Origin of the sequence: Serratia sp. N21D137 (genome assembly GCF_047530005.1) — a bacterium.
Classification (GTDB): Bacteria; Pseudomonadota; Gammaproteobacteria; order Enterobacterales; family Enterobacteriaceae; genus Chania; species Chania fonticola_B.
This window is the reverse complement of record NZ_JBLJAJ010000027.1, coordinates 1-19391: the sequence shown is the minus strand read 5'-3', so window position 1 is coordinate 19391 and position 19391 is coordinate 1. Positions and strand designations below refer to the sequence as shown.

Annotated in this window: 19 protein-coding genes and 1 pseudogene; 15 read left to right on the top strand and 5 right to left on the bottom strand. The window is 55.4% G+C overall.

Annotation, left to right across the window (positions count from 1 at the left end; genetic code table 11):
- Positions 1-499 precede the first annotated feature (499 nt).
- The 10 genes from ACMV5H_RS19060 to ACMV5H_RS19015 all read left to right on the top strand — a co-directional run bounded on the left by ACMV5H_RS19060 (position 500) and on the right by ACMV5H_RS19015 (position 10256).
- Entirely contained in the window at positions 500-1849 is a 1350-nt protein-coding gene (locus ACMV5H_RS19060; protein ID WP_414822291.1) for a Na(+)-translocating NADH-quinone reductase subunit A, read from the top strand.
- A 3-nt stretch (positions 1850-1852) separates the two neighbouring features.
- Positions 1853-3094: an NADH:ubiquinone reductase (Na(+)-transporting) subunit B gene (locus ACMV5H_RS19055; protein WP_021181928.1), complete on the top strand. Its 1242-nt coding sequence runs from the start codon at positions 1853-1855 to the stop codon at positions 3092-3094.
- Positions 3084-3878 (top strand): Na(+)-translocating NADH-quinone reductase subunit C, encoded by a 795-nt coding sequence (locus tag ACMV5H_RS19050; protein ID WP_115158566.1) that lies wholly within the window; start codon positions 3084-3086, stop codon positions 3876-3878. Before ACMV5H_RS19055 ends, ACMV5H_RS19050 begins: the two co-directional genes overlap by 11 nt.
- Complete coding sequence (locus ACMV5H_RS19045; RefSeq protein ID WP_021181926.1) at positions 3871-4500, top strand: NADH:ubiquinone reductase (Na(+)-transporting) subunit D; 630 nt, start codon at positions 3871-3873, stop codon at positions 4498-4500. Before ACMV5H_RS19050 ends, ACMV5H_RS19045 begins: the two co-directional genes overlap by 8 nt.
- 6 nt (positions 4501-4506) lie before the next feature.
- Positions 4507-5103, top strand: coding sequence for an NADH:ubiquinone reductase (Na(+)-transporting) subunit E (gene nqrE, locus ACMV5H_RS19040; protein WP_021181925.1), 597 nt, complete (start codon positions 4507-4509; stop codon positions 5101-5103).
- Between the two features lie 15 nt (positions 5104-5118).
- The gene (gene nqrF / locus ACMV5H_RS19035; RefSeq protein WP_414822290.1) at positions 5119-6342 is read left to right on the top strand and encodes an NADH:ubiquinone reductase (Na(+)-transporting) subunit F; all 1224 of its coding nucleotides are present in this window, start codon (positions 5119-5121) and stop codon (positions 6340-6342) included.
- Between the two features lie 24 nt (positions 6343-6366).
- On the top strand, positions 6367-7380 hold the full coding sequence (locus ACMV5H_RS19030; RefSeq protein WP_371822112.1) for an FAD:protein FMN transferase: 1014 nt from the start codon (positions 6367-6369) through the stop codon (positions 7378-7380).
- Between the two features lie 5 nt (positions 7381-7385).
- On the top strand, positions 7386-7613 hold the full coding sequence (nqrM, locus tag ACMV5H_RS19025) for a (Na+)-NQR maturation NqrM (protein WP_021805592.1): 228 nt from the start codon (positions 7386-7388) through the stop codon (positions 7611-7613).
- Between the two features lie 482 nt (positions 7614-8095).
- A complete protein-coding gene (dinB, locus tag ACMV5H_RS19020; protein ID WP_021805591.1) occupies positions 8096-9154 on the top strand; it encodes a DNA polymerase IV in 1059 nt (352 codons plus the stop codon).
- Between the two features lie 88 nt (positions 9155-9242).
- The gene (locus ACMV5H_RS19015; RefSeq protein ID WP_115158568.1) at positions 9243-10256 is read left to right on the top strand and encodes an MFS transporter; all 1014 of its coding nucleotides are present in this window, start codon (positions 9243-9245) and stop codon (positions 10254-10256) included.
- A 64-nt stretch (positions 10257-10320) separates the two neighbouring features.
- On the opposite strand, the gene pepD is transcribed toward ACMV5H_RS19015, so the two are convergent.
- A complete protein-coding gene (gene pepD / locus ACMV5H_RS19010) occupies positions 10321-11781 on the bottom strand; it encodes a beta-Ala-His dipeptidase (protein WP_021805589.1) in 1461 nt (486 codons plus the stop codon).
- A gap of 336 nt (positions 11782-12117) precedes the next feature.
- Here pepD and gpt point away from each other — a divergent pair, with 336 nt between their 5' ends.
- The 5 genes from gpt (at position 12118) to proA (ending at position 16931) form a co-directional block, all read left to right on the top strand.
- A complete protein-coding gene (gene gpt / locus ACMV5H_RS19005; protein ID WP_021805588.1) occupies positions 12118-12576 on the top strand; it encodes a xanthine phosphoribosyltransferase in 459 nt (152 codons plus the stop codon).
- A gap of 167 nt (positions 12577-12743) precedes the next feature.
- A complete protein-coding gene (gene frsA / locus ACMV5H_RS19000; protein WP_021805587.1) occupies positions 12744-13991 on the top strand; it encodes an esterase FrsA in 1248 nt (415 codons plus the stop codon).
- Between the two features lie 60 nt (positions 13992-14051).
- A complete protein-coding gene (crl, locus tag ACMV5H_RS18995) occupies positions 14052-14453 on the top strand; it encodes a sigma factor-binding protein Crl (protein ID WP_021805586.1) in 402 nt (133 codons plus the stop codon).
- Between the two features lie 111 nt (positions 14454-14564).
- Positions 14565-15668 (top strand): glutamate 5-kinase, encoded by a 1104-nt coding sequence (gene proB, locus ACMV5H_RS18990; RefSeq protein WP_021805585.1) that lies wholly within the window; start codon positions 14565-14567, stop codon positions 15666-15668.
- 9 nt (positions 15669-15677) lie between these two features.
- The gene (gene proA, locus ACMV5H_RS18985) at positions 15678-16931 is read left to right on the top strand and encodes a glutamate-5-semialdehyde dehydrogenase (RefSeq protein WP_179253320.1); all 1254 of its coding nucleotides are present in this window, start codon (positions 15678-15680) and stop codon (positions 16929-16931) included.
- Positions 16932-17018: 87 nt separating this feature from the next.
- Here proA and ACMV5H_RS18980 read toward each other — a convergent pair whose 3' ends face one another.
- From ACMV5H_RS18980 to ACMV5H_RS18965, 4 genes and pseudogenes are all read right to left on the bottom strand, one after another.
- Positions 17019-17765: an SAM-dependent methyltransferase gene (locus ACMV5H_RS18980; protein WP_414822289.1), complete on the bottom strand. Its 747-nt coding sequence runs from the start codon at positions 17763-17765 to the stop codon at positions 17019-17021.
- Between the two features lie 10 nt (positions 17766-17775).
- On the bottom strand, positions 17776-18033 hold the full coding sequence (locus tag ACMV5H_RS18975) for a YjhX family toxin (protein ID WP_021805582.1): 258 nt from the start codon (positions 18031-18033) through the stop codon (positions 17776-17778).
- A 307-nt stretch (positions 18034-18340) separates the two neighbouring features.
- Positions 18341-18913: a DUF1349 domain-containing protein gene (locus tag ACMV5H_RS18970; RefSeq protein ID WP_094983028.1), complete on the bottom strand. Its 573-nt coding sequence runs from the start codon at positions 18911-18913 to the stop codon at positions 18341-18343.
- Positions 18914-19081: 168 nt separating this feature from the next.
- Positions 19082-19264: pseudogene (locus ACMV5H_RS18965) on the bottom strand (hypothetical protein); the annotation flags it as partial.
- Positions 19265-19391 lie beyond the last annotated feature (127 nt).

Sequence of the window (19391 nt, the reverse complement as noted above, 5' to 3'; positions counted from 1 at the left end):
CCAGCATGCCACTGACGATATGTCGTATTTAACCCCGTCAGATTACCAGCGTGTTGTTTTTTAGCAATATGCGAAGTGTATAAAAAAACTACAATCTTCGGTAAAAGTGAAATGAACCCACGTTTTTAACGAGTAGTGTCAAGGTATAACAGCTGTTTAATTGCATTTCCTCGACTCAGGTCACTAGATAGCACGGAAAAATTCCGTCGAAAATGTTAATATCTTACCCATGCTGCAGCGTTATTAATCGGTGATCAGTACGGGGATATTGTGTGAAATAGCAACAATTCCACCATCGTTGATAGCAATGTTTTAACATTTTGCAGTATTGGCTTAATCATTGACCTTGATGTCGGCGGTCAGTGTGAATATTTCAAGTTGGGCATGAGGTCATCGTGTTCATCCGGAGGGGGCTTGGGTCACCTCATCATCCTGCATGCTTTGTGCCTGCCTCTGGGTTGGTTGGGCGTGTAAAAATTCAAAACATCGTAAAAATCCTATGATCAAAATAAAAAAAGGGTTAGATCTGCCAATAGCTGGGGCCCCTTCGCAGGCGATCCAGGATGGCCCAGCGGTCACGCAAGTGGCGCTGCTCGGCCAGGAATATGTTGGTATGCGCCCCTCCATGTTGGTACAGGTTGGCGATCGTGTTAAAAAAGGCCAGGCGCTGTTTGAAGATAAGAAGATCCCTGGGGTTTTCTTCACGGCACCGGCCAGCGGGCAGATCGCCGCTATCAATCGCGGCGAACGCCGCATGCTGCAATCGGTGGTGATTGACATCGACAACGGCGGCGAAGAGCAGGTGGAACTGGCCTATTATCAGCAGGCCGATTTGCCGATGCTGGAGCGCCAACAGGTTGAAAGCGATCTGATCGCCAGTGGCCTGTGGACCGCACTGCGTACTCGCCCATTTAGCAGAACCCCCCGGCCTGGCACTTCACCGCGCGCTATTTTCGTCAGCGCTATCGATACTCAGCCGCTGGCAGCGGATCCGTTGGTGATCATCAACGAGCAATTGGCGGCATTCAATGCCGGGCTGACGGTATTGGCACGCCTGACAGACGGCAAGGTGCACGTCTGCCACGCAGCGGGTACTCGGCTGGATACGGCTGCCGGCGCGCAGATTGATTACAACGAGTTTGCTGGCCCGCACCCTGCGGGGTTGGTGGGCACGCATATTCACTTCCTGGAGCCGGTCAGCCTGAAGAAAACCGTTTGGCATATCGGTTATCAGGACGTGATCGCCATCGGCACCCTGTTTACTACCGGCAAGCTGGATACCCAGCGCGTGGTCGCCTTGGCGGGGCCACAGGTGGAACAGCCGGTGCTGCTGCGCACCCGTTTAGGGGCTAGCCTGGATCAACTGACGGCGGGCCGCCTGAAGGCCGGTGAGAACCGGGTGATTTCCGGCTCGGTGCTGAGCGGCTTCCATGCCAGCGGCCCGAGTGCCTGGCTTGGCCGTTTCCACAACCAGGTTTCGGTGTTGCTGGAAGGCCGGGAGAAAGAGCTGTTCGGCTGGATTGCTCCGGCATCGGACAAGTTCTCCATCACTCGTACCACGCTGGGCCATTTCCTCAAGCACAAGCTGTTCGCTTTCTCGACCACCACCAACGGCGGTGAGCGTTCGATGGTGCCGATCGGCAATTATGAGCGGGTGATGCCGCTGGATATTCTGCCGACGCATCTGCTGCGCGATCTGCTGGCGGGCGATACGGACGGTGCCCAGGCGCTGGGCTGTCTGGAGCTGGATGAAGAAGATCTGGCGTTGTGTACCTTCGTTTGCCCCGGCAAGTATGAATATGGCCCGGTGCTGCGCGAAGTGCTGACCAAGATTGAGCAGGAAGGATAACCGATGGGCCTGAAGAATTTTTTTGACAAGATTGAGCATCACTTCACGCCGGGCGGCAAGCTGGAAAAGTGGTACCCGCTGTTTGAAGCAACGGCTACGGTGTTCTACACCCCCGGCACGGTAACGCGCGGGGCTTCGCACGTACGTGATGCCATCGATCTGAAACGCATGATGATCCTGGTGTGGCTGGCGGTGTTCCCGGCCATGTTCTGGGGCATGTATAACGTGGGCCAGCAGACCATTCCTGCATTGCACCATCTGTACAGTGGCGATCAGCTGCAACAGGTGCTGGCGGGGGACTGGCATTACCGGTTGGCACAGATGCTTGGGGCAACGCTCGGCGCGGATGCGGGCTGGATCAGCAAGATGGTGCTCGGTGCGACCTACTTCGTGCCAATCTACGCCGTGGTATTCCTGGTGGGCGGCTTCTGGGAAGTGGTGTTTGCGATGGTACGCAAACATGAGATCAACGAAGGCTTCTTCGTCACCTCCATTCTGTTTGCCCTGATTGTGCCGCCAACCCTGCCGTTATGGCAGGCCGCGCTGGGCATCAGCTTTGGTGTGGTAGTCGCCAAGGAGATCTTCGGCGGCACCGGGCGTAACTTCCTCAACCCGGCTTTAGCGGGGCGTGCCTTCCTGTTCTTTGCCTATCCGGCGCAGATTTCTGGCGATCTGGTGTGGACCGCGGCAGACGGCTTTTCCGGTGCGACACCGTTGGCGCAATGGAGCGCTGGCGGAGCTCACAGCCTGACCAACGTCACCACCGGACAATCCATCAGTTGGATGGACGCCTTTATCGGTAACATCCCTGGTTCGATCGGGGAAGTCTCAACCCTGATGATCCTGATCGGCGGGGCGATTATCCTGTTTGGCCGTGTCGCTTCCTGGCGCATCGTGGCTGGCGTGATGATTGGCATGATCGCCACGGCGTATCTGTTCAATGCCATTGGCTCAACCACCAACCCGATGTTTGCCATGCCTTGGTACTGGCATCTGGTACTGGGCGGTTTTGCCTTCGGTATGGTGTTTATGGCTACCGACCCGGTTTCCGCCTCGTTTACCAACAAAGGGAAGTGGTGGTACGGCATCCTGATCGGCGTGATGTGCGTGCTGATACGGGTGGTCAACCCGGCCTATCCGGAAGGCATGATGCTGGCGATCCTGTTCGCCAACCTGTTCGCACCGCTGTTCGATTACCTGGTGGTGCAGGCTAACATCAAGCGGAGAAAAGCACGTGGCGAATGAATCTAAAAATGACAGCATTGGCAAAACGCTGCTGGTAGTGCTGCTGCTGTGTCTGGTGTGTTCTGTGGTGGTCGCGGGTTCCGCCGTTGGGTTGCAATCCAGACAGCAGGAACAGCGGTTGCTGGATAAGCAGCGCAATATCCTGGACGTAGCCGGTTTACTGCAACCGGGGATGACTGGCGAACAGGTAAAAGCCACCTTTAGCAAGCGCATCGAACCGCGTTTGCTGGATCTGGACAGCGGAGAGTTTGTGCCTGGCGATGCGGGCACCTTCGATCTGGCCGCCGCGCTACGCAGCGATGCCAAGAGCCGGGCGTTGACCGCCGAGCAGGATCTGGCCGGTATCCGCCGCCGTAGCAATCAGGCGGAAATCTACCTGGTGCGCGACGAAAGCGGAGCGGTGGACAAGATTGTGTTGCCGGTTTACGGCACTGGCCTATGGTCGATGATGTACGCCTTTGTCGCGCTGGATGCTGATGGCAATACGGTGCGCGGGCTGAGTTTCTATCAGCATGGTGAAACCCCGGGGCTGGGCGGCGAGATCCAGAACGCCAACTGGCGTGCACAGTGGATTGGCAAGCAGCTGTTTGATGACAACGGCAACCCGGCAATCCGCATTGTGAAGGGCGGAGCGCGGCAAGGGGATATCCACGGTGTGGATGGCCTGTCCGGCGCGACGCTGACCGCTAACGGCGTACAGCATACGTTTGATTTCTGGTTGGGCGAGCACGGCTTTGGCCCATTCCTGCGGAAAGTTCGTGAAGGAGCGCTGAAAAATGGCTGATTCCAAAGAGGTTAAACGGGTCCTGCTGGGGCCGCTGTTTGACAATAACCCGATCGCGCTGCAGGTGCTTGGCGTCTGTTCGGCGCTGGCGGTGACCACCAAGCTGGAAACGGCGGTGGTGATGACGATTGCGGTCACCCTGGTCACCGCGTTTTCCAGCTTCTTTATTTCGCTGATCCGCCACCATATCCCCAACAGCGTGCGCATCATCGTGCAGATGACGATCATCGCCTCGCTGGTGATCGTGGTCGATCAGTTGCTGCGTGCCTATGCGTTTGAAATCTCCAAACAGCTTTCGGTGTTCGTCGGGCTGATCATCACCAACTGTATCGTGATGGGCCGCGCCGAGGCGTACGCCATGAAGTCGCCACCGATTGAGAGCTTTATGGACGGTATCGGCAACGGGCTGGGCTACGGCGTGATCCTGATCCTGGTGGGCTTCCTGCGTGAGCTGGTGGGCTCGGGCAAGCTGTTTGGCATTACGGTGCTGGAAACGGTGCAGAACGGCGGCTGGTATCAGCCCAACGGCCTGTTCCTGCTGGCGCCGAGTGCGTTCTTTATCATCGGGCTGCTGATTTGGGGACTGCGTTCCCTCAAGCCAGCGCAGATAGAAAAGGAGTAACCGCCGATGGCTCACTATATCAGCCTGTTTGTGCGTGCGGTGTTCGTTGAGAACATGGCGCTGGCGTTCTTCCTGGGGATGTGTACCTTCCTGGCGGTGTCGAAGAAGGTCTCCACCTCGTTTGGCTTGGGGATTGCCGTGACGCTGGTCCTTGGCATCTCGGTACCCGTCAACAACCTGGTTTATAACCTGATCCTGCGTGATGGGGCGCTGGTGGAAGGCGTCGATCTGAGCTTCCTCAACTTCATTACCTTTATCGGCGTGATTGCGGCGCTGGTGCAGATCCTGGAGATGATCCTCGATCGCTTCTTCCCGGCGCTCTACAACGCCTTGGGGATCTTCCTGCCGTTGATCACGGTGAACTGTGCCATTTTCGGCGGCGTGTCGTTCATGGTCCAGCGTGATTACAACTTTATGGAATCCGTGGTGTACGGCTTTGGCTCCGGCACTGGCTGGATGTTGGCGATTGTTGCCATGGCGGGGATCCGTGAAAAACTGAAGTATGCCGATGTGCCAGCCGGGTTGCGTGGCCTGGGCATTACCTTTATTACCACCGGATTGATGGCATTGGGCTTTATGTCGTTCTCCGGCGTCCAGTTGTAAAGGCAGGAAGCATTTATGGAAATTATTTTAGGCGTGGTGATGTTTACCTGCATCGTGATGGTGCTGGCGTTACTGATCCTGTTTGCCAAATCCAAGTTGGTGAACACCGGTGACATTGCCGTTGAGGTTAACGGCGATCAAGACAAGAGTTTTACCGCCCCAGCGGGGTACAAGCTGCTGAACATGCTGTCCAGCCAGGGGATTTTTGTTTCCTCGGCCTGTGGCGGCGGCGGCTCCTGCGGCCAGTGCCGGGTGGTGATCAAAGAGGGCGGCGGCGATATTCTGCCAACCGAACTTTCCCATATCAGCAAGCGTGAAGCCAAAGAGGGCTGCCGCCTGGCGTGCCAGGTTAACGTGAAGCAGAACCTGAAAATCGAGCTGCCGGAAGAGATCTTCGGCGTGAAGAAATGGGACTGCGAGGTGATCTCCAACGATAACAAAGCCACCTTTATCAAAGAGCTGAAACTGCGCATTCCGGATGGGGAAGATGTACCTTTCCGCGCTGGCGGCTTTATCCAGATCGAAGCGCCCGAGCATGAAGTCAGCTATGCCGATTTCGACGTGCCGCAGGAATACCGTGGCGACTGGGATAAATTCAATCTGTTCCGTTACCGTTCGGTAGTCAAAGAGCCGACGGTGCGCGCCTATTCAATGGCCAACTATCCCGATGAGAAAGGCATCATCATGCTCAACGTGCGTATCGCTACGCCACCGCCGAGCAACCCGGACGTGCCGCCGGGCATTATGTCTTCCTATATCTGGTCGCTGAAGGCGGGGGATAAAGTGACCATCTCCGGGCCGTTTGGCGAGTTCTTTGCCAAAGACACCGACGCCGAGATGGTCTTTATCGGCGGCGGGGCCGGTATGGCGCCGATGCGTTCACACATCTTCGATCAGTTGAAGCGCCTGAAGTCGAAGCGCAAGATCACCTTCTGGTACGGTGCGCGTTCCTTGCGTGAGATGTTCTATGAGGACGACTTCAACCACCTGCAAGAAGAGAATGAAAACTTCACCTGGCATGTGGCGCTCTCCGATCCACAGCCAGAGGATAACTGGACGGGCTACACCGGCTTTATTCATAATGTCCTGCTGGAAAATTATCTGCGTAACCATCCAGCGCCGGAAGATTGTGAATTCTATATGTGTGGGCCGCCGATGATGAACGCGGCGGTGATCAAGATGCTGAAGGACTTGGGCGTGGAAGATGAAAACATCATGCTCGATGACTTTGGTGGTTAAATGCGAGCTGTAGGCGGCGATGGAATGAAGGCTTGGATGATGGTGGTTGCCCTGGCCACCGCAGTATTGCTGACCGGTTGTAAACCGCAGCAGGAAAACCTGCGTGGCAAAACCATGGGGACGTCGTACTCGATCAGTTATCTCCCTGGGGACGGAACGCCCCCGGTGGCAACGCTGCAAGCGGAGATCGACAAACGGCTGGTGCAGGTTAACGATCAGATGTCGACCTATCAACCTGATTCCGAGCTGAGCCGCTTTAACGCCAGCCGGGAAGTAGACAAGCCTTTCCCGGTTTCTGCTGCCACCACGGAAGTGGTGCTGGAAGCGCTGCGCATCAACCGTGTGACCGACGGCGCGCTGGACGTGACAGTCGGGCCGCTGGTGAACCTGTGGGGTTTTGGCCCGGAAGGGCGGTCGGATAAAGTGCCGAGCGCCACCGAGTTGGAACAGCGCCGCAACTGGACGGGGATCGACAAGCTGGCGGTGGAAGGTAATGCGCTGGTCAAGCGCATTCCTGAACTGTATGTCGACCTCTCTTCCATTGCCAAAGGCTACGGCGTTGATGTGATTGCCCAGTACCTGCAATCGCAGCACGTCAAAAACTACATGGTTGATATTGGCGGGGAAGTCCGTACCCGTGGCCATAACGGCGAGAAGAAGCCTTGGCGCATTGCTATCGAACGGCCAACCGCCGGGGGGGAGCAGCAGGCGCAACTGGTGATCGAACCGGGTGAGATGGCGATGGCGACCTCCGGGGATTACCGAAACTACTTCGAGCAGGACGGAGTGCGCTATTCTCATACTATCGACCCGCTCACCGGTAAACCGATCCGCCACAACTTAGTGTCGATCACGGTGATCAGCCCGCTGTGTATGACGGCGGACGGGCTTTCTACCGGGTTAAACGTGATGGGGCCGGAGCGGGGTATGGCACTGGCCAACCTGCTGGGGATCCCGGTGTTTATGATCGTGAAAACCGCCAAGGGGTTTGAGGAGCGCTATTCCGACGCGTTCAAACCCTATCTGAAGAAAGGGTAGACGTTATGTTGACGATGTTCGCTGCATCCTTTGTGCTGTTTCTGCTGGTAGTTGGCGGAATGTCGTTGGGCTATGTGTTCAAGCGCAAAACCTTGCAGGGCAGCTGTGGCGGCATTACCGCGCTGGGGGTGGAGAAGGTCTGCGACTGCCCGGAGCCTTGCGATGCGCGCAAAAAGCGTATGGCGAAGGAAGCGCAACGCCGCGAGATGCTGGAAAAACACCGAATTCTCTAGCCACACTGGTTTTCCATGTAGGGGCGCTGCACAGCCCCTCACCCCAACCCTCTCCCAATGTACATACCGAGTACCTCATGAACACTTGTTTGGGGGGAGGGGGGCTAGTGCGGAGTTGCGGTCAGGTGCGGGAGCTAATTTGTGGCACGTTCAGTCCCCTCTCCCAATGTACATACCGAGTACCTCATGAACACTTGTTTGGGGAGAGGGGGCTAGTGCGGAGTTGCGGTCAGGTGCGGGAGCTAATTTGTGGCACGTTCGGTCCCCTCTCCCAATGTGCATACCGAGTACCTCATGAACACTTGTTTGGGGAGAGGGTGGCTAGTCCGGAGTTGCGGTCAGGTGCCGGAACTAATTTGTGGCACGTTCAGTCCCCTCTCCCTGTGGGAGAGGGTTAGGGTGAGGGGCGTCACTAGTCTACACTCTCCATATTGAGCTTTTAATAATTGACTGTATACTTATACAGTGTTATTGGAGGCGCGATGCGTAAAATCATTCATGTCGATATGGACTGCTTCTTCGCAGCGGTAGAAATGCGCGACAACCCCAGCCTGCGCGATATCCCGCTGGCTATCGGTGCCAGCGCCGATCGGCGTGGTGTGATCAGCACCGCCAACTACCCGGCGCGCCGTTATGGCGTGCATAGCGCTATGCCCACCGCCACGGCGCTCAAGCTGTGCCCGCACTTGACGCTATTACCGGGCCGCATGGCGGCCTATAAAGAAGCCTCGCTGCATATCCGTGAAATCTTTGCCCGCTATACCCCGCTGATAGAACCGCTCTCTCTGGATGAAGCCTATCTGGACGTGACCAACAGCACCCAATGCAACGGCTCCGCCACCCTGATTGCCCAACAGATCCGCCAGGAAATTGCTGCTGAATTGAACCTGACCGCCTCGGCAGGCATTGCCCCGATCAAATTCCTCGCCAAGATAGCCTCCGAGTTGAACAAGCCAAACGGCCAATATGTCATCACACCGGCGCAGGTACCCGCTTTCTTGCAGCAGCTGCCGCTAAGTAAAATCCCCGGCGTGGGCAAGGTCACCGCCAAACGGTTGGAAGAGGTGGGGCTAATCACCTGCGCCGATGTGCAGAACTATAATCTGGCCGATTTGTTAAAGCGCTTCGGCAAGTTTGGCCGGGTGCTGTGGGAACGCTGCCAGGGTATCGATGAGCGTGAGGTGTCTCCCGATCGTTTACGCAAATCGGTAGGGGTTGAGCGAACGTTGGTGGCCGATATTCATGAGTGGGAAGATTGCGAGGCGTTGATCGTTGAAAAGCTCTACCCCGAGCTGGAAATGCGGCTGCGCAAGGTCAAACCAGATCTGCATATCGCCCGCCAGGGAGTGAAGCTGAAGTTCCAGGATTTCCAGCAAACCACCCAGGAGCACGTTTGGCCGGTGCTCAATATTGAGGATTTGCTTAACGTGGCCCGCCAGGCATGGCAGGAGCGGCGGGAAGGGCGAGGTGTGCGCCTGGTTGGCCTACACGTAACGCTGCTCGATCCTCAGTTGGAGCGGCAGTTGGTACTGACGTGGTGAGGTAAAAAACGAGTATGTTTAAAGCACTAGCCTAGGTACAATCAACGCTTATTTTTTTGGGTTATATCCTTACAGGGAAGCAGGAACAATGGAAAAGAATCACCAGGCGTCCGCAACAAAATGGACGTGGGCCGATTTACACAGTAGCTATCGATTTTGGGGGCTGGTTTTTTATTTTGTTTTTATTGCTTCGAGTCAATATATCTTGAGCATATATTCGGCGCTTTATATGAAGCAAAGTTCAGGTTTGTCCTATTCAACGATTGGCGTCGCATTTTCATTCCAACAGGCCGGTTTTTTATTTGGTGTGATTCTGGCCTGGATAGCCAGCCGGATGAAAAGCTACTATTTACTGTACCTGTTTAGTGCCTTCTATTTACTGGGTATAGCATTATTCTGTTTCAATGTGGAAAACGTTGTTGCGCTGATGGCCGGAGAGATGCTGATAGGGCTGGGGATAGGGGCTATCATACTGATCATCCCTGCATTTATTGCTGGTGCAGTCGGCAGTACAGAAACTTATGTCTTGGCATTTGGGTTGATGGCAACATTGAAGTTGTTGAATAATTTATCCATTGCGCCTCTGGCAGGATGGGTTTTTGATATGGATCTGTTGCTTGGCAATCCAACATACTTTTTTGCAGTATTAGCGACACCGGCGATTATTGGCACATTGTTGTTGATGCCGATGAAACCACAGTTATTTAATGTGGCGCCACCGGTACGGCAGGCTGCTCCTCTTGCGCCGACATACCGCGAACCTGGAATTACCTTCCTGCTGTATTTTGTGCCGTTTTACAATATTTATTGGTTGGTAAAAATACATGCGGAAATCAGAAACTATAGCCAATCTGCGACACTACTAACCCCTAGAGGGGCTGGGTGGTCGGCTTTTGTTGTGCCTATTGTCACGCCAGCAATTTTCTCCACGCTAAACGATACTCTTCGGGCGATAATTGAAAGCCATGGGCAACAAGCAAGGTATAAGACCTGGCTGATAATCCTGTTTGCTTTCCTGCTGCCACCGGTTAGCGCAGCGCTGATACAGTCGCAGATGAATGAAATTAGCGGCAATCTGGCTAACAAGGAAACGCAATCCTGACAGGTAGGGCCGATAGTTTTTTCAACTGAGTTATTGGGCCCAGCGTTAAACTGGGCCCAATATCTTATCCGCGCTCAGGAATCGCTTTCAGCAAGGCGGTCAGCAGCGTCCAGTATTGGCCAACGCTGGCGATATGCACCTGCTCATCCGGCGAGTGCGGCCCGGTGATGGTCGGCCCAATCGACACCATATCCATCTGTGGGTAAGGCTTCTTGAACAAACCACACTCCAGCCCGGCGTGGATCACCATGATGTTTGGCGTCTTGTTGAACAGCTTCTGGTAGGTTTCGCGTACCAGTTGCATCACCGGAGATTTGGCATCTGGCTGCCAGCCCGGATAGCCGCCTTTCGGGGCCACTTTGGCGTTGGCCAGTTGGCCCAAGGCGGTCAGCATATCCACCACATAGTCTTTACCGCTGTCGATCAGGGAGCGGATCAGGCAAATGATTTCGGCTTCATGCTCGCTGGTGGTCACCACGCCAACGTTCAGCGAAGTTTCTACCACGCCTTTCACTTCGTCGCTCATGCGGATCACGCCGTTAGGGGTGCCGTTGAGCAGTGCCACCAAGCGGCTCTGACAGTCTGTGGTGAGTGCCTGCAAAGCGGTGGTGGCTGGCTCGAGCAGAACGGTAATATTCTTCTCTTTGGCAGACAGTTCGTTTTGCAGCGTAGCCAGGAATTGCTGGCTCAGGGCTTTCAGCGCATCCGCTTTGGCAGCCGGAACGGCTACTACGGCAGAGGCTTCACGTGGGATGGCATTACGCAGCGTACCGCCGTTCAGCTCCAGCAGACGCAGGTTCAGCTCAGGCGTATGGGCAAACAGGAAACGGGCCAGCAGCTTGTTGGCGTTGCCCAGACCGTGATGGATATCGGCACCGGAGTGGCCGCCTTTCAACCCTTTCAGGGTCAGCTTCAGCGTTTGGTAACCGGCTGGCAGTGCTTCACGTTGCAGCGGCAGGGTGGTGATGAAATCAATCCCCCCGGCGCAGCCCATGTAGATTTCGCCTTCTTCTTCGGAGTCGGTGTTGATCAGGATGTCGGCTTGTAACCAGTTTGGCTGCAGGCCAAAGGCACCGTCCATACCGGCTTCTTCCGTCATGGTCAGCAGGACTTCCAGTGGGCCATGCTCTACGCTGTCATCGGCCAGCACCGCCAGCGCAGACGCCATACCGATGCCGTTATCGGCACCCAGCGTGGTACCACGAGCCTTGATCCATTCGCCGTCGATATAAGGCTGGATCGGGTCTTTGGTGAAATCGTGAACCGTATCGTTGTTCTTCTGCGGCACCATATCCAGATGCGCTTGCAGCGCTACCGGCTTGCGGTTTTCCATGCCTTTGGTGGCAGGCTTGCGCAGCAGAATATTGCCGACCTGGTCGCGCTCGGCATGCAGGTTCTTTTCTTTGGCCCAGTCGAGGATGTGCTGCGCTAGCGCTTCTTCATGGTAAGAAGGGTGTGGGATTGAGCAAATCTTGGCAAAAATATCCCACAGCGGCTGTGGCGAAAGTTGAGACAATTCAGACACTATAAGTCTCCTGTGACAGCATTTTCAGCAAGGAGTGAATGCTGTGCGGTTAGGGTGAGTAGCTATCTGTGCTTCAGGCACGTGAGCCTGAGAATATCATTTTATTCGCGGCTGTGCGCGCCCCGTATAACGCTGTTTATCGGCTTGGACTCCCCGTTTTATGGGCGGTTGCGCAGATAAGCCAGGCGGCTCGACACAAAGATATTCACAGGAAAAACGCATCAACGCCTCGGTTCAACTGGTATTCGTGGCGCGCAGTCTCTATAATCTCGCGCAACCTTTTTTCCCCCTGAACTACTGAGTAAGCCACATCATTGCTGGCTGGGACACCATTCTATGAGCGAAAAATACGTTGTTACCTGGGATATGTTGCAAATGCAAGCGCGCAAACTGGCTCACCGCCTGCTGCCTGCCGATCAATGGAAAGGCATCATTGCCGTAAGCCGTGGCGGCCTGGTGCCTGCTTCACTGCTGGCACGTGAGTTGAGCATCCGTTATGTGGATACCGTCTGCATCTCCAGCTATGACCATGACAACCAACGCGAAATGAAGGTGCTCAAGCGCGCCGAGGGCGATGGTGAAGGCTTTATCGTAGTTGACGATTTAGTGGATACCGGCGGCACCGCCAAAGCGATCCGCGACATGTACCCGAAAGCCCATTTCGTGACCATCTTCGCCAAGCCTGCTGGCCGCCCGCTGGTTGACGATTACGTGGTTGATATCCCGCAGGACACCTGGATCGAGCAGCCTTGGGATATGGCGGTGACCTTCGTGCCACCAATCGGCGGCCGTTAATCAGCTTCTGCTTCAAACGCCCGGCAATACCGGGCGTTGTTGTTTATCCAGCGGTTTCGTCAAATTCGGTAAATTCCCCGCCTTCTACCTCCAGAGTTAGGTACACTAGCACCTAGATATCCCGGCTATTCAAGCCTTGATGTAAGTCTCAGGAGGCTGTTGTTACCATGGCACAGGCCAACCTTTCCGAAGTACTGTTCAAACCTTCATTTAAACATGTCGAAACCTCGACGTTAGTCACCCGTGCCCATCATGCGGTAGGTGCTGATATGCACTCCGCCTTGGAGGGGGACACCGACGGCAACTGGTATCGCATGCTCAACCATCTGCTGTGGACCTGGCGCGGCACCGATCCGTTGGAGATCAGCGAAGTGTTGGCGCGCATTGCGGCCTCTAACGCAGAGCATAGCGACGATCACCTGCTGGATACCGTGGTCGGTTACCGAAACGGCAACTGGATCTACGAATGGGTGCGCCAGGGGATGCTGTGGCAGCAGCGGGCATTAGAGCAACAAGATCCGCTGGTCGGCGGGCAGTATTGGCTCAATGCCGCCAATCTCTACAGCATTGCCGGTTATCCGCATCTGAAAGGGGATGAGCTGGCCGAACAGGCAGAGGTGCTCTCCAATCGCGCCTATGAAGAAGCCGCATTGCTGCTGCCGTACCAGCTAAAAGAGCTGGAGTTCGCCATTGAGGGCGGCAGTTCCATCACCGGCTTCCTGCATATGCCAGATAACGGCCAGGCGCCGTATCCAACGGTACTGATGTGCGGTAGCCTGGATACCTTGCAGACCGATTACCACCGCCTGTTCCGTGATTATCTGGCGCCGCACGGCATTGCGATGCTGACTATCGATATGCCGTCCATCGGTTCATCCTATAAGTGGAAGCTGACGCAAGACTCCAGCTTCCTGCATCAGCAGGTGTTGGCTCAACTGCCTTCCGTGCCTTGGGTTGACCATACGCGTGTCAGCGCCTTCGGCTTCCGCTTTGGTGCCAACGTGGCGGTACGCCTGGCCTATCTGGAGTCGCAGCGTTTGCGCGGTGTGGCCTGCGTTGGGCCGGTGGTGCATAGCCTGCTCTGTGAGTTGAAATGCCAGGACCACGTGCCGGATATGTATATGGACGTGCTGGCTAGCCGCATGGGTATGGCCAACGCTTCTGACAGCGTGCTGAAAACCGAGTTGAACCGTTATTCCCTGAAAACCCAGGGGCTGTTGGGCCGCCGCTGCCCAACGCCGATGCTGGCCGCCTATTGGGATGAGGATCCGCTTAGCCCCAAAGAAGAGTCGCAGCTGATCGCGTCTTCTTCGCTGAGCGGCAAACTGATCGCCATCCCGCGTACGCCGGTTTATCAGAGTTTCCATCAATCCTTACTGCAAATTTGTGATTGGCTAAGAGATAAAATGCGCTAACTAGTTGCTAATTTTTAACAGTTTGTTAAAAAGGGTGGACTACATTGTGGAGGTTGAAAAATGACGCTACCGAGTGGCCACCCTAAAAGCCGACTAATGAAACGCTTTGCCAGCCTGGGGCCGTACCTGCGCGAAGGGCAATGTGAGAACGACCGCTTTTTCTTTGACTGCCTGGCGGTCTGCGTCAACGTCAAGCCAGTACCGGAAAAACGCGAGTTCTGGGGCTGGTGGATCGAACTGCAGGCCGATAATTCCCGTTTCACCTATAGCTACCACTTTGGTCTGTTTGACAAGGAAGGGCGTTGGAACGAGGAAAAGATTAAAGACGCTGAAGTGAAAGAGAAGCTGGAAACCACGCTGCGCGTGTTCCATCGTCGCCTGGGTGAACTGCTTGCCACCATGGAGCTGAAGCTTGAACCCGCCGATGATTTCATTGAACAGCCGATAAAACTCTCCGCCTAAATCAATTCCCCCGCAAATTTACGCCGAAATCGCGTTGTGCCTGTTGGCATAACGCGTCTCTCCTGTTACAACGTCCTTTGCATTCCTTTTAACTCCAACGGCAGAACTATTATGAACGGCAGCCAGACATTGGTTGTGAAATTGGGTACCAGCGTGTTGACCGGCGGTTCGCTGCGTCTGAACCGTGCCCATATTGTCGAACTGGTGCGCCAATGCGCCCAGCAACATGCAGCGGGCCACCGCATTGTTATTGTTACTTCCGGGGCGATTGCTGCCGGGCGTGAACACCTGGGCTACCCCGAATTGCCCGCTACCATCGCTTCCAAGCAGTTGCTGGCGGCGGTGGGGCAAAGCCGGCTGATCCAGCTGTGGGAACAACTTTTCTCGATCTATGGCATTCATATCGGGCAGATGCTGCTGACACGTGCCGATCTGGAAGACCGCGAGCGCTTCCTCAACGCGCGTGACACCATGACCGCGCTGCTGGACAACCGCATTGTCCCGGTGATTAATGAGAACGACGCGGTTGCCACCGCAGAAATCAAAGTCGGCGACAACGATAACCTGTCTGCACTGGCTGCCATTTTGGCCGGGGCGGATAAACTGCTGCTGCTGACCGATCAGCAGGGCTTATATACCGCTGACCCGCGTAATAACCCGCAAGCCGAGTTGATCCGTGAAGTGCATGGCGTTGACGATGCGCTGAGAGCCATTGCGGGCGACAGCGTTTCCGGTTTGGGTACCGGCGGCATGGGTACCAAGCTACAGGCCGCCGATGTGGCCTGCCGTGCTGGCATTGATGTGATTATCGCTGCTGGCAGCAAGCCGGGCGTAGTGGCAGATGTGATTGAAGGCAACCCGGTGGGCACACGCTTCCATGCGCTGGAAACCCCATTGGAGAACCGCAAACGCTGGATCTTCGGTGCGCCGCCTGCGGGCGAGATCACCGTTGACGATGGGGCGGTAGAAGCCATGATGGCCCGTGGCAGTTCACTGCTGCCGAAGGGTATCCGCGATGTTAAAGGTGATTTCTCACGTGGTGAGGTGATCCGCATCCGCAATCTGGCGGGGCGCGATCTGGCTCATGGCGTCAGCCGTTATAACAGCGATGCCATGCGCATGATTGCCGGGCACCACTCGCAGCAAATCAGCGAGATCCTGGGCTATGAATATGGCCCGGTGGCCGTGCATCGCGACGATATGATCGTAAGTTAAGGAGTGAACATGCTCGAGCAGATGGGGAAAGCCGCCAAACAGGCTTCCTGGCAGTTGGCGGTACTGAGCACGGCGAAAAAGAACCAGGTGTTGGCGGTGATGGCCGACATGTTGGAAGCCCGCAGCGAGGAAATTCTACAGGCGAATGAGCAGGATATGGCGCAGGCGCGTGCCACCGGGATGACTGAAGCCCTGTTGGATCGTCTGTTGTTGACTCCAGCGCGTCTGGCGGCGATCGCCAACGATGTGCGCCAGGTCTGCCGCCTGAGCGATCCGGTTGGCCATGTGCTGGACGGCAATCTGCTGGACAGCGGCCTGAAGCTGGAGCGCCGTCGTGTGCCGCTCGGGGTGATTGGCGTGATCTATGAAGCGCGCCCCAACGTCACCATTGACGTCGCCAGCCTGTGCTTGAAAACCGGTAATGCGGTGATCTTGCGCGGCGGTAAAGAAACTCACCACACCAATCAGGCGACGGTGAAAGTGATCCAGCAGGCGCTGGAACAGTGCGGCCTGCCAGCGGCGGCGGTGCAGGCGATCGAAAGCCCGGATCGTGAACTGGTGAATGAACTGCTGCGAATGGATCGCTATGTAGACATGCTGATCCCACGCGGCGGTGCCGGGCTGCATAAGCTGTGCCGCGAGCAATCGACCATTCCGGTGATCACCGGCGGTATCGGCGTGTGCCATATCTATGTAGACGACAGCGTAGACTACGACAAGGCGCTGACGGTCATCGAAAACGCCAAGATACAGCGGCCAAGCGCCTGTAACTCGGTCGAAACCCTGCTGGTTAATCGGACTATCGCTAACAGTTTCCTGCCTGCGTTGAGCGCGCGTATGGCCGCCGTTGGGGTAACGTTGCACGCCAGCGATAACGCCATGTCGTTGTTGCAGGAAGGGCCAGCGAAGGTGGTTGCAGTGGCCACAGAAGATTACGATGACGAATGGCTATCGTTGGATTTGAACGTGACGCTGGTGGATGATATCGATCAGGCCATCGATCATATTCGCACCCACGGCACCAGCCATTCCGATGCCATTTTGACGCGCTCGCTGAGCAACGCCGAGTATTTTGTCCGTGCGGTGGATTCTTCTGCGGTATACGTCAACGCCAGCACCCGCTTTACCGACGGCGGCCAGTTTGGTTTGGGCGCAGAAGTTGCGGTCAGTACCCAGAAACTGCACGCCCGCGGCCCGATGGGGCTGGATGCGCTGACCACCTATAAGTGGATTGGCTACGGCGACGATTTGGTGCGCAGCTAGGTTCAGGTTTAAATGATGCTAAAGGGCGCAGTGTGTAGATACTGCGCCCTTATTGTTTCTGGCTATTGGCTCACTCGCAGCTTTTGATCATCGAGCCATCAACGCAAAAACTCCCCAGCCAAGGTATTCACGCGTGTACGCCACGTGGCGTTTAGGCGCGCTCGTCAACTGCGTCCGAACTTCCTCTGCGAGCTCATCATCGGGGTTTGCCTCCAACCATCGGCGCATCGTCAGCCACATGGCCGCTACGTACCTGTCCCAACCTTCCTGATCTGCCAACACCATTTCTACGACGTCGTAACCGAGCGTGTCAAAAGAGGTGACAAGCTCTGCCAGGGGGAGAAAGTCGGCAAGGGCAGTAGCGCCACACTCTTTGGCGATCTCTTCCGTCGGTGGCAACAGACGCCAATAAGGTTCACCGATAAGGATGATCCCGCCAGGCTTGAGGCTTTTACTCAGCAGTTCGATAGTCCCGGCGACACCTCCGGCTATCCAGGTAGCACCGACGCAGGCCGCTACTTCACATTTTTGATCGGCTACGTAACCGGCAGCGTCGTTATGGATAAACTCAACGCGTTCGGCTACACCGAGCTCCTCTGCTCGCAGCCTGGCTTGTGCACTGAATAACGGGCTCATGTCGATACCCGTACCGGTGATGTTGTAATCGCGTGCCCAGGGGCAGAGCATCTCCCCCGAACCGCTGCCGAGGTCGAGCACTCGCGTACCTGGTTCCATACGTAACACCGCGCCGAGAGTCGCGTACTTCTCGGGTGTGAACGGATTATGGATGCGGTGAGCACTTTCGCTGATAGTGAAAATACGTGGGATATCCATGACACTCTCCTTAGCGGTTGTCCAACTGGGCGCGAACATTGTTCAGCCCGCTGGTATTGATGCGATATGGCTGACCATTGACGGACTTGATCAGCTTTTTGGTTTTGAGTTTTTTGAATACGGCTAGCGTGCAGTCGCTGAGCAACAGCCCTTCGCGGCTGTAACATTCAACGGAAGTGACGCGGCCGGAGGCATCTCGGACGTGCGCAATACGTCCACCTTTGGCGAGAACGTGTAAGGTACGTTGTTCCTGACGGGATAAATTCATGCTGAAAAACCTGTTAATCATCATGTGCAAAACGTGCAAACACCCAGCGGTGTCCGCATTCGATTTCGGCGCATTGATAATCAGTCCGGCCTGGAAAGGTCGGGCAGCTGATTATCGGATGATTACATTCTCCAGCATCAAAGCCTCGGTATGAGTTGAAAGGGTTTTACGGCGGGAATAGTAACACACATTATATGTATGGGAATAAGCTGGCACTGAAAAGTGTGATCCTTGATACATCATCGTTAATGTTGTCGCGCGGGCAGTGAAGGCGATCCAGCATACTGAATCGCATAGACTCGAACGATTAGCTTAGGTCATGCAAGGCTTTATCCACCGGTGGAGTCAGCGTGATATTCAGGAAATCCACCGATAACCCACGACGTTCAGGCGTGCAGCACATCACACCGATTTTCGCTGCGCCTTGCGGAAAGTAACATAAGCGTAGCAGCGGCCAGTGATGACCCTCCATTGAGTACTGTAATCGCAGGCTGTTGCCTTTGCGGGTCAAGCGAAGCCAGAACTCACGTGGATCCCCCGCAAAGGTGCCGGTTGCCCAGTCTGAGTTCTCCAGCGTCAGCACACTGCCTATTGCGGGGGCACCGTCGTTAAACTCAATACCGGCTTTAAGCCAGTGCTGGTCATCGGTCATGAACATGATCCCGGCCTGGTCATACAGCGTGGTGAAGTCCGCGCAGACCTTTACCTGAAAAGTGAAATCTTCACTGACGTCGGTGGCGAAGATGTGCCCTGAAAAACGCTCAAACCCGTACCAGGTTTTTTGCCAGAAGTCGGTTTTGTCATTTGTGACAACGCTTAACTTACCGTGATCGCACTGCCATTGTTCAGGTTCATTAATCCAGTAAAAGGAATCAAGCATCAGGCCTCCCAGGGGCAAAAAATACACGTTTGTCTACCGGAAATCAGTTTACGCCTTTGTCGATACAATGACTTCCCCAAAGCCCATCGTCTTTCTACGAGATGATGCGCCAGATCAGCGTCATAAATTGGACTATCGCTATCCATTCATCCGGCCGCGTTGTTACGATCAATGATCAAGATAGAGATAGTGCATCCAGCTTGTCATGCGCAGCAGCACCTTACGCATTACGGAAACATGGGTAAAGTGGTCGGAATACACCGCCACCTGGGCAAATATCCCATCTGGCAAAGCATCAACATCCGCATTCGGCTCTAACTCAATCACCGCCAGCACGCCATCGGAGCCGGGGCCCCATTCCCACTCGAAACGCAACAAAACCCAGGGGGCTTATGCCGCCTGTAAGTGTGTTAAAAATACCTCATTGGGGGAGCGATAGCCCAGAGATTTTCTCCCTCGTGTGTTGAGTATGTGTTCG